The organism is Rhodoplanes sp. SY1 (genome assembly GCF_046000175.1).
GTDB lineage: Bacteria > Pseudomonadota > Alphaproteobacteria > Rhizobiales > Xanthobacteraceae > Rhodoplanes.
On the sequence record NZ_JBEOMB010000077.1, the window covers coordinates 1 to 7,944 of the forward strand.

Consider the following 7,944-nt stretch of genomic DNA (forward strand, 5'->3'; position numbering starts at 1 on the left):
CTCGGCCGGACCCGGAACGTCGTCCGGAAGAGCACGTCGACCTGCACGCTGTGCAATGCCAGTTCCACGGGTTGATGACCCTTCTGGTTCAGGTCTCCCACCAGATCGACGGGATGCTGGCCTGTGTCTCCGAGATCATGGCGACGACGCCGGGAGGGGCCGAGTATATCGGGCAGATCGACACCGCGCGGGACGCGGTCGCACGTGCTTATGACCAACTCCAGCGGACCGCCGCTCCCGCCCGTCGGATCCTCCTCGAACGGCGTGGCCGCCGGGGAGAATGGTAGCCACGCTCCCCGAGCGGAAATGAGGGACTTGTCGATGGCACGGACACTCGTTCTTGTTCACGGCGGAAAGGACTCCTCGGCAGCCAATGCGGCCGACCGGGAGCTGATCCAGAACGGCCTGTACGAGCTTTTGGAGCTGTTCATCCTGCTGACGCAGCATCTGGAACGACTGCTTGGAGCAGTTCTGGTCATGACCGGCAACGATGCCGATCGCGAGAGCACCCGGGACAAGATCGAGGGCATCCGAGGGCAGATCACGCAGACCCGGCAGCGTCTGGACGAAGTCCACAGCCGGATTCGATCCGTCGATGCAGCTCCCGCCCGCCCCGTGTAGCTGACGGAGGAATGTCAGCCGGGCCAGGCGCCCCGGAAAGGATGGATCCATTGGCACAGCGATCGGAACCCGCAGCAACTGCCGACGAGCGCCTTCATGTCGCGTCGATCGCGGCAAAGGCGCTCGCCCGCATCACCTCGGCCGACCTGCTGCTCGATCCGAAGACATTCGAGGTCTGGTTCACCTACTTCTGCGGGACTAACCAGGAGCTTGCGAAAGACATCGACGCGCTCGAAGCCTCCGGTCAGGTGTCCCCAAACAGCGTGAAAACGGTCTATGACCGGCACTGTTCACCCCTGCGGGCACTCCAGCAGCTGGTCTCGGCCGGCGAGCGCCTGCGCGACGAGGCGCACACCGTGGGAACCCTCCTCGGCACGGCGAGCGAGGCCGTCGATGTCTACGACGTGGGGCTTCGGCACGCCGTGGAACAGCTCGACCTGATGGAGGAAAACAAGGCGCTGAACGCGGTCCTGACGGCGCTTCTGAAGTCCACCAAGGACATCAAGCGGGCCAATGCACGCATGCAGGCCCACCTTCGCAAGTCGGAGAACCAGGTGCTGCAGCTCCAGCGCAATATCGAGCTGCTCCAGCTGGAGAGCGTGACGGATCCGGTCACGGCGGTCGGCAACCGGAAACTGTTCGACTTCATGCTGGTCCGGATGGTGGCCGAGGCCCGCACGGCCGGGACGGCGCTCGCCCTGATCATCGCCGACGTGGATCATTTCAAGGAATTCAACGACCAGTATGGCCACCAGATCGGGGACGAGGTGCTGCGGCTGGTCGCGACCTCGCTCAAGCAGAACGTTCGTGAGGGCGACTTGGTGTTGCGCTTCGGAGGCGACGAGTTCGCGGTGCTGTTGCCGCGCACGACGCTCTCCGAAGCGCTGGCGGTCAGCGAGACCATCCGTGCGGCGGTTTCGAGAAAGGTCCTGCTCCGACGCTCGACGCAGGAGCATCTCGGCCGCGTCTCGTTGTCCATCGGGGCTGCCGAACTCGCGGACGCCGTCACGCCCGAGGGGCTGGTCCGTGCGGCTGATGCGTGTCTCCTGTCCGCCAAGGGGGCTGGCCGCAATCGCAGTGTAGGCTGAGCGGCTTTTGCTCGCGGCTGCCGTCTCGGCGCGCATGCCGGGGAGAACGGGCTGCCTGCCTCGACGCGACCTCAGTCCGGGTTCGAGCGCCCCTTCGCTGGGTTCCGCTCGGCCTCGTCGTCGGCGCGTTTTAGCCGATCCAGATCCACGGCGCGCTGCTCCTCGCGCTGTTCCCACAAGCGCAGGGCATCGCGGACGACCTCGCTGTTCGAAGCGTAAGTTCCTGAATCCACAGCTTCTTGAATCCTCTTCACCTGGCGGTGAGAAAGCGAGATCGTCAATGTGCGCATACGGGTTGCAGACGCTCTCATAAATCCACCGTAGGTGGATTGTCCGTTTTTGACAAGAATTGTTAACCGGAGCGCTGCCGGTTCTTGAAAGCTCGCCCCGGATCGCTGATCCGGGGCGAGGCGGGCAGAAGCGCGAAATGGGACTTCGGCGGGTCTGCCCGCTCGTGAAAGCTGGAAGATCCGGCCCGACAAGGTCAAGCGGCACTGCTCGGTACAGTTTGCCGAGCGTTCGACCCGTGGAGGAACCTCGCAAGCGCAACGTCATTGGCGGATATGGCCAGTCTCCTGCAGCAGGACTTCACCACGGTCGTGGGTCTCGTCGCCGCCCTGTGCACGACGCTGTCTTACATCCCGCAGGTGAGAAAATGCTGGCGGACAGGGAAGGCCGGGGACCTGTCACTCAGGATGCTCGTGATCCTCGCAACAGGCATCGGATTGTGGGTGCTTTACGGGCTCCTGCGGGGCGACGCCGTGATCATCCTCGCCAACAGCGTCGGGTTCGCGCTGCTCGGGATCATTCTGGTGTTCAAGCTGCGTGAGATCGCGGCCGGGAGGGCGGTTGCGCGCTTCGGCAAAGCGACCGGCGCTCCCATCGATTGAAATTTCGTCACCGGCGTTCCAGCGCCGCCGGAGGCACGGCGAGCCCCAGCCAGGTCACTTTCGCCGGGTCGATCGTATCACGGTAGCCGATGGCCCGGACGTCACCATCGTCATCGACGTCTACCACGGTAATGTCGGGAACCGGCCCTCTCCCGTCGTGATCGATCTTCGCCCAGTAAAGTCCGGCGGGCCGGTTCAGCATCCTTCGGGTGATCATTGTTTCTCGGACAGGTGTGGTTCGTTACGCCCCACGACCTACCTAATGCTGGTCAGGCCCCTCGCAAGGGCCGGATTGCGAATCTGGAAACAGCAGACCAGCTGTGAGTTCGTGGATGCCGCGCTGCATGGCCGCCGCCCGGGCGAGGGTCATGGTGGGCGCCGCTCCCTGTGCCAGCAGGCGATCATCCTCGTCGAACAGCTGCCAGTTCCATCCGTCACTGCCGGCGGAGAGACGATACCGCGTCGTATCCATGTTCACATCCACGGCTCCCTGGTTCGCCTCAGAATACATTGTTTGTACGTCACATGGAGGCGCCTTGATACCTTGCGCTTCGTTTCCGCGAAAGTGACCTGGAAAACCAAACGAGGCAGTTTCGCCGTCCCAGGAACTGATCCGAGCCCGCTTCCGTTTTCAAATACCGGCCGAATGGCCGTGACGAGAAGGGAGAGGCTATGACGACCAGGACGGAATCGGTGGAGGGAACACTTCTGGACTGGCTGCGCGACGCGCACGCCATGGAGAAACACGCCGAACAGATGCTGAGCAACACGGCCAGCCGTCTGGAGCATTATCCGGAGCTGCGCGCGAAGATCGAGCGGCATCTGGAGCAGACCCGCAGCCAGGCGGAGCGCCTTCAGGGCTGCATCGAGCGGCACGGCGGCAGCACGTCGGTCTTCAAGGACACGGCGGCGCAGGTCCTGGGCTTCGGCCAGGCGCTGACCGGCGTGTTCACGAGTGACGAGGTGGTGAAGGCCTCGGTCGCGAGCTTCGCGTTCGAACAGATGGAGATGGCCACCTACAAGGCGCTGATCACGGCGGCGGAGAGCGCCGGGGATCTGACCACCAAGGAGGTCTGCCAGGAGATTCTCGCCGAGGAGAAGGAGATGGCGGGCTGGCTCGACGAGAACCTGCCGGGGGTGGTCCGCACGTTTCTCGCGCGTGACGCGCGGGGCGCTACTGCGAAGCGCTGAACCAAAGAGAAGCCGTCCGCGCGGAGCCCTCGCGGACGGCTTCAGGAGACAGTCTGTCGGGGGTGCATTCAGCGCGGGGAGAGCTTCACATCCCCTGCATCGGGAGGTCTGGAGGTAGGGACCGGGTTGCACCTTCGTCTGACTGCAAATAAGCAATGCGCTGGCCGAGAATGTGGTTCCGAACGGGTTTTGCAAACCCTCAGAGCAGACGGCGGGCCACCTGGCTGTGGCCGCAGAAGAAGCACTCGAAGGTCCGCTCTTCAAAGTTGTTGCCGTCTTCGCGCACATAGGTTCGGCCCACCAGCCGGGTGCCGTGCGCACACATCCGACACGGCGGCCGGTCCAGGATGATCTCGCGGTTCAAGATCAATGAGGCGACCAGTTCGGGCGAGAGAACGTGCCGGTCTCCGAGAGGGTGCGGCCTGCTGAGAGCGCGGTTCAGCACAGACGAGCTTTTCCGGCTACCGGGTGGCCTGCTGCGGTTGCTCATGAGGGTCCCTGGTCTCGCGCGTCTCAAAAGTGCCGCTGCCCGCAACCAGCCCGGAGCTGATGGTCGGAAGGCTCGGGCAGCGGCCCCAGTTGATCAGTCGCTCGGCAGCGTCAGATGGCCTTCGTGACGCCGCCACTCACAGAAGTGAGCGCGGGGAGAACACCTGAGTAGGGACATCGTTCCCTAGAAAATGAGAATTCTGTCGCAAAATCAGTGAGATGGTTATCATTCATAAGCCGCAGCAATAAGGCACCCAGTGAAGCTTCGAAAGAAGTAATATAATACTTTCACCCTCTCAACGAGAGGAGGTGATCGTCTGCAGATCAACCTCATGCTGTGCGTCTTCGACCTGGTCGGCCTCCGCCCTCAACTGTTCCAGCCGAACACGGGTAGAAGCCAATAACCGCTGCAGCATCGGTTGTGAGTTTGCCGGATTCCCGCTTAGCGCGCTCACAAGGAGGCGCTCGGTTTCTTCTGCGTTCCGGATGGCCCGTGACAGGTAAATGCCGAGAGCAGGTAAAATCGAGGGAGAGGACATAAGCTTTTCCGGATCAGTCTTCGACGCCGACGTCCGCCATGATCTGCTCCATCAGTTCGTGATGGCGGCCGTCCAGCGCATGGAAAGCCTCCGAGCCGGGCTGACACAGGTCTCGGGATAGTGCTACCCTGCAGAGCATTGCAAACGCGGGACAGACACTCGCGTGCGCAACGGTAATACAGGCCAGAGCCTTGAGCGTTCTGGTGTTTTGTTCCTGCTTCATCATGATGTTAGCCCCGTGTGATCACAAAGGAGATGCTGGCGCACACGAGGGTGTTCCACAGGATTGATCAGTTTCACCGGGAGGCGCGGCGCTGTACCCCATTTGAATACTTGTGAACGGCGCTCAGAGGGGTGACACCACACGCCTCCTGAGCCGTTGCCCGGTTCAGTCATGGCCGTTCAGGGCGTACCACCCCCTGAACGATGGCCTCCCCTCGCCGCGCCGGAACGTCCGGGTCAAGGCCGCGCGTAGCGCGCCCGCAGGGATTGGCCTTGAGGCGGCTGGGCCGGGGTGGCTCTTGCGCGAGGGATCGAACCCCGCAGGCGGAGAGACGGCACGCGGCTCCGTTCACGAGAGCCCGGCCGATCAGGCGCGCACTTACATTTGCGCTTCGTATTCCTTTCCGGGTAGGCGAATGAAAATTCGGTCACGCGGCACTGGCGATTGTCGACAGCGCGGTTAGTTTGGCCGAAACGGGTAAATAAGCAGGACTACCGACAATCAATCCGATTTCTCCGCTTGCACGCGGAGTTACGGAATATATAACGCCAGATACGCCACTTTCGAGGCGTCCAGCGACCTTTACGCTGCGTGCTTTCCAATGCATCCCACAGGCCATTGAAACACAGGATGTTATCAATGATTGCGAAAAGAAGGCTACTGAAGAATTGCAGGATTCTTTCCATGACGGTATTCATTCTAATAATAATGGCGGCGTCGGTTGAAATGTCAAGCGCGCAGTACCGCCCGCTTCATCAGAGGACGTATTCCGCCCCGCAAATCCGCTTTCAGCCATATCAAGCCCAGGGCGCTATTCGCAAAGCAAGGCGAGAATATCAGCCGCTTGTCCGTCAACATAACGATAATATCGGGGCGAGCCGCTTATTATTCCAATCAGGCGCGCAGTGCGGATCGCGCTGCAGCCCGTGCGACCCTTTCGCGCCGATAGCAGAAGCTCTGCGGCTACGTCCGCGAGAGCCCGGCCTGCTTCGGGTGCGTCCGAGTAAAAATGGCGGGCAGGAGCCCGCCATCCGCGAAAAAACCGACACATGGCGGTCGGCCGGAACATGATCCGGCCGACTTCGCCCGCCCGGCGGTGCGGCTACACGACGATCTCCGCGTCCTGCTCGAACACGGTGAGCATCTTCATCAGGCGCTCGGCCGAGTAGTTCTCGAAATCGCCCCGCAGAAGGTGGGACAGGTCGGGTTGCGAGATGCCCATCAGCTTCGCTGCCTTTACCTGGGGGAGGCCGCGATCCTTGATCGAGCGGTGCAGCTCGGCGACGATGTTGGCCTTCAACATCCGGTCATCGGGATTGGAGAAACCGAGATCAGCAAACACATTGCCGCTGCTCTCTTCGTGGGGAGGCAGCACAGCGCTTTTCTTCTTGGTCATAGCTTGCTCCCTTCGTTTCGTGCCCCCCAGTTCACAAGCGGTCTATGTGTTCTCCTCGCCGGATTCCGGCGCGGGCTCTTGGTTCCGATAGAGCGCCTCGTAGTCGCGACCGCTGTAGAAGATGTTGACGATGCGCACGCAATCGTCCTCAACCGTGTAGGCGATGACAGCGGAGTGCTCGAACGGCGCGGTCCGCAAGCCCGGCTCCAGATCGTCACGAGCGCGGCTACCTAACGGCACGTTACCGATACGGCGGCATCTCCTGCGGATGCGGTCGACGAACCGCTCGGCCGTGATCTGGTTGGAACTGAGGTGCAGAACGACCCGAAAGATGTCCTCAAGATCGGCAAGAGCCTCGGGACGATAGCGAACCTTAAGCCGACGCATTTCGGCGGGCTTTTGCCGTTTCCGCAAAGAGGGCCTTCATGCGGGCCTCGACATCGTCCTCGTCCAGGTCGGGACGCGGGTCGTCAAGAGAACGGCGAACACGGGCACGGATTGCGGCGAGGCGCTCCGCATCTTCGAGACGCTGCCGTTGCCACACACGCACCGCATCGCGCATCGCCTCGCTGGTGGAGGCATACTCCCCGGCCTCGACACTCTCGCGGATGGCGCGGAGCATGTCGGGCGTCATGGTGATGCTGATTTTCTCAGCAGACTGCATAAACACGACCCTTCATTTCCATTTCTTATGGATAGTAGCATAAAATCTCACCTGACACCACCATGAATAACCACCTGAAATCGTGACTGTTCCTCCTGTCGTCGTCGGAAATGCGGGCCTCAGCGCACTCACGCCAGCGAGATGGCGTTGTCCCGGAGCGGCCGGGTCAAGGCCGCGCGTAGCAGGGCCTGGCCTTGAGGCGGCCGGGCCGGGGTGGCTCTTGCGCGAGGGATCGAAGCCCGCAGGGCGGAGACGCGGCACGCGGCTCCGTTCACGAGAGCCCAACCCGCTTGGGCGCGACCGAAAAAAAATGGCGGGCCGAAGCCCGCCACAAGAGAAGTCGGTCACACGGCGGTTGGCCGGAACATGATCCGCCCGACCTCACCCGCCCGGCGGTGCGGCTTCACGACGATCTCCACGTCCTGCTCGAACACAGTGAGCATCTTCATCAGACGCTCGGCCGAGTAGTCCTCGAAATCGCCCCGCAGAAGGTGGGACAGGTCGGGTTGCGAGATGCCCATCAGCTTCGCCGCTTTTACCTGAGTGAGACCGCGATCCTTGATCGAGCGGTGCAGCTCGGCGACGATGTTGGCCTTCAACATCCGGTCGTCAGGTGCCGCGCGGCGATCAAGATGAGCGGGGAGCGTCAATCAGGATGAGAGGTCGCCGGGCTCGTTCCGGAGGGAGGGCGTAGCCCGACCGGAGGAACGAGCCCGGCGACGGCGCGATCCCTTCGGGGACCGCGCCGTCTGGCGATCGCGGTCGATCGGGGATGGATGGTTCTTCTCGCCAAAGAGGAATCACCCGTTGCCCGGCCGTCACGTCACCGATCATCAGATGAGG

At 62.3% G+C, this 7,944-nt stretch carries 14 protein-coding genes; 5 read left to right on the forward strand and 9 right to left on the reverse strand.

Annotated features, from left to right (window positions below; all coding sequences use genetic code 11):
* The 3 genes from ABTU92_RS19485 to ABTU92_RS19495 all read left to right on the forward strand — a co-directional run.
* On the forward strand, positions 1-287 hold a 287-nt coding region (locus ABTU92_RS19485; protein ID WP_408093292.1), incomplete at its 5' end, for a hypothetical protein.
* 34 nt (positions 288-321) lie between these two features.
* Positions 322-621 carry a hypothetical protein gene (locus ABTU92_RS19490; protein ID WP_146618767.1) on the forward strand — a complete coding sequence of 100 codons (300 nt, stop codon included), beginning with the start codon at positions 322-324 and terminating at the stop codon, positions 619-621.
* A 50-nt stretch (positions 622-671) separates the two neighbouring features.
* Positions 672-1,709 carry a GGDEF domain-containing protein gene (locus ABTU92_RS19495; protein ID WP_408093293.1) on the forward strand — a complete coding sequence of 346 codons (1,038 nt, stop codon included), beginning with the start codon at positions 672-674 and terminating at the stop codon, positions 1,707-1,709.
* Between the two features lie 71 nt (positions 1,710-1,780).
* Here the strand turns inward: ABTU92_RS19495 and ABTU92_RS19500 are convergent, their stop codons facing one another.
* Positions 1,781-2,197 (reverse strand): type II toxin-antitoxin system ParD family antitoxin, encoded by a 417-nt coding sequence (locus ABTU92_RS19500; protein WP_408093294.1) that lies wholly within the window; start codon positions 2,195-2,197, stop codon positions 1,781-1,783.
* A gap of 75 nt (positions 2,198-2,272) precedes the next feature.
* Between ABTU92_RS19500 and ABTU92_RS19505 the strand changes: the two genes are divergently transcribed.
* Complete coding sequence (locus ABTU92_RS19505) at positions 2,273-2,599, forward strand: SemiSWEET family sugar transporter (protein WP_408093295.1); 327 nt, start codon at positions 2,273-2,275, stop codon at positions 2,597-2,599.
* Positions 2,600-2,606: 7 nt separating this feature from the next.
* On the opposite strand, the gene ABTU92_RS19510 is transcribed toward ABTU92_RS19505, so the two are convergent.
* Together ABTU92_RS19510 and ABTU92_RS19515 are read right to left on the reverse strand one after the other, a co-directional pair.
* A complete protein-coding gene (locus ABTU92_RS19510; RefSeq protein ID WP_408093296.1) occupies positions 2,607-2,816 on the reverse strand; it encodes a hypothetical protein in 210 nt (69 codons plus the stop codon).
* A gap of 42 nt (positions 2,817-2,858) precedes the next feature.
* Positions 2,859-3,071, reverse strand: coding sequence for a hypothetical protein (locus tag ABTU92_RS19515; protein WP_408093297.1), 213 nt, complete (start codon positions 3,069-3,071; stop codon positions 2,859-2,861).
* A 200-nt stretch (positions 3,072-3,271) separates the two neighbouring features.
* Between ABTU92_RS19515 and ABTU92_RS19520 the strand changes: the two genes are divergently transcribed.
* Positions 3,272-3,790: a ferritin-like domain-containing protein gene (locus tag ABTU92_RS19520; RefSeq protein WP_408093298.1), complete on the forward strand. Its 519-nt coding sequence runs from the start codon at positions 3,272-3,274 to the stop codon at positions 3,788-3,790.
* Positions 3,791-3,989: 199 nt separating this feature from the next.
* On the opposite strand, the gene ABTU92_RS19525 is transcribed toward ABTU92_RS19520, so the two are convergent.
* From ABTU92_RS19525 to ABTU92_RS19550, 6 genes are all read right to left on the reverse strand, one after another.
* Positions 3,990-4,154: a hypothetical protein gene (locus ABTU92_RS19525; RefSeq protein ID WP_408093299.1), complete on the reverse strand. Its 165-nt coding sequence runs from the start codon at positions 4,152-4,154 to the stop codon at positions 3,990-3,992.
* 677 nt (positions 4,155-4,831) lie between these two features.
* Positions 4,832-5,044 (reverse strand): hypothetical protein, encoded by a 213-nt coding sequence (locus ABTU92_RS19530; RefSeq protein ID WP_408093300.1) that lies wholly within the window; start codon positions 5,042-5,044, stop codon positions 4,832-4,834.
* Between the two features lie 1,099 nt (positions 5,045-6,143).
* The gene (locus ABTU92_RS19535) at positions 6,144-6,437 is read right to left on the reverse strand and encodes a helix-turn-helix domain-containing protein (protein WP_408093301.1); all 294 of its coding nucleotides are present in this window, start codon (positions 6,435-6,437) and stop codon (positions 6,144-6,146) included.
* A 42-nt stretch (positions 6,438-6,479) separates the two neighbouring features.
* On the reverse strand, positions 6,480-6,824 hold the full coding sequence (locus ABTU92_RS19540; protein WP_408093302.1) for a type II toxin-antitoxin system RelE/ParE family toxin: 345 nt from the start codon (positions 6,822-6,824) through the stop codon (positions 6,480-6,482).
* Complete coding sequence (locus tag ABTU92_RS19545) at positions 6,811-7,101, reverse strand: type II toxin-antitoxin system ParD family antitoxin (protein ID WP_408093303.1); 291 nt, start codon at positions 7,099-7,101, stop codon at positions 6,811-6,813. Before ABTU92_RS19545 ends, ABTU92_RS19540 begins: the two co-directional genes overlap by 14 nt.
* A 344-nt stretch (positions 7,102-7,445) precedes the next feature.
* Positions 7,446-7,703: a helix-turn-helix domain-containing protein gene (locus tag ABTU92_RS19550; RefSeq protein WP_408093304.1), complete on the reverse strand. Its 258-nt coding sequence runs from the start codon at positions 7,701-7,703 to the stop codon at positions 7,446-7,448.
* Positions 7,704-7,944 lie beyond the last annotated feature (241 nt).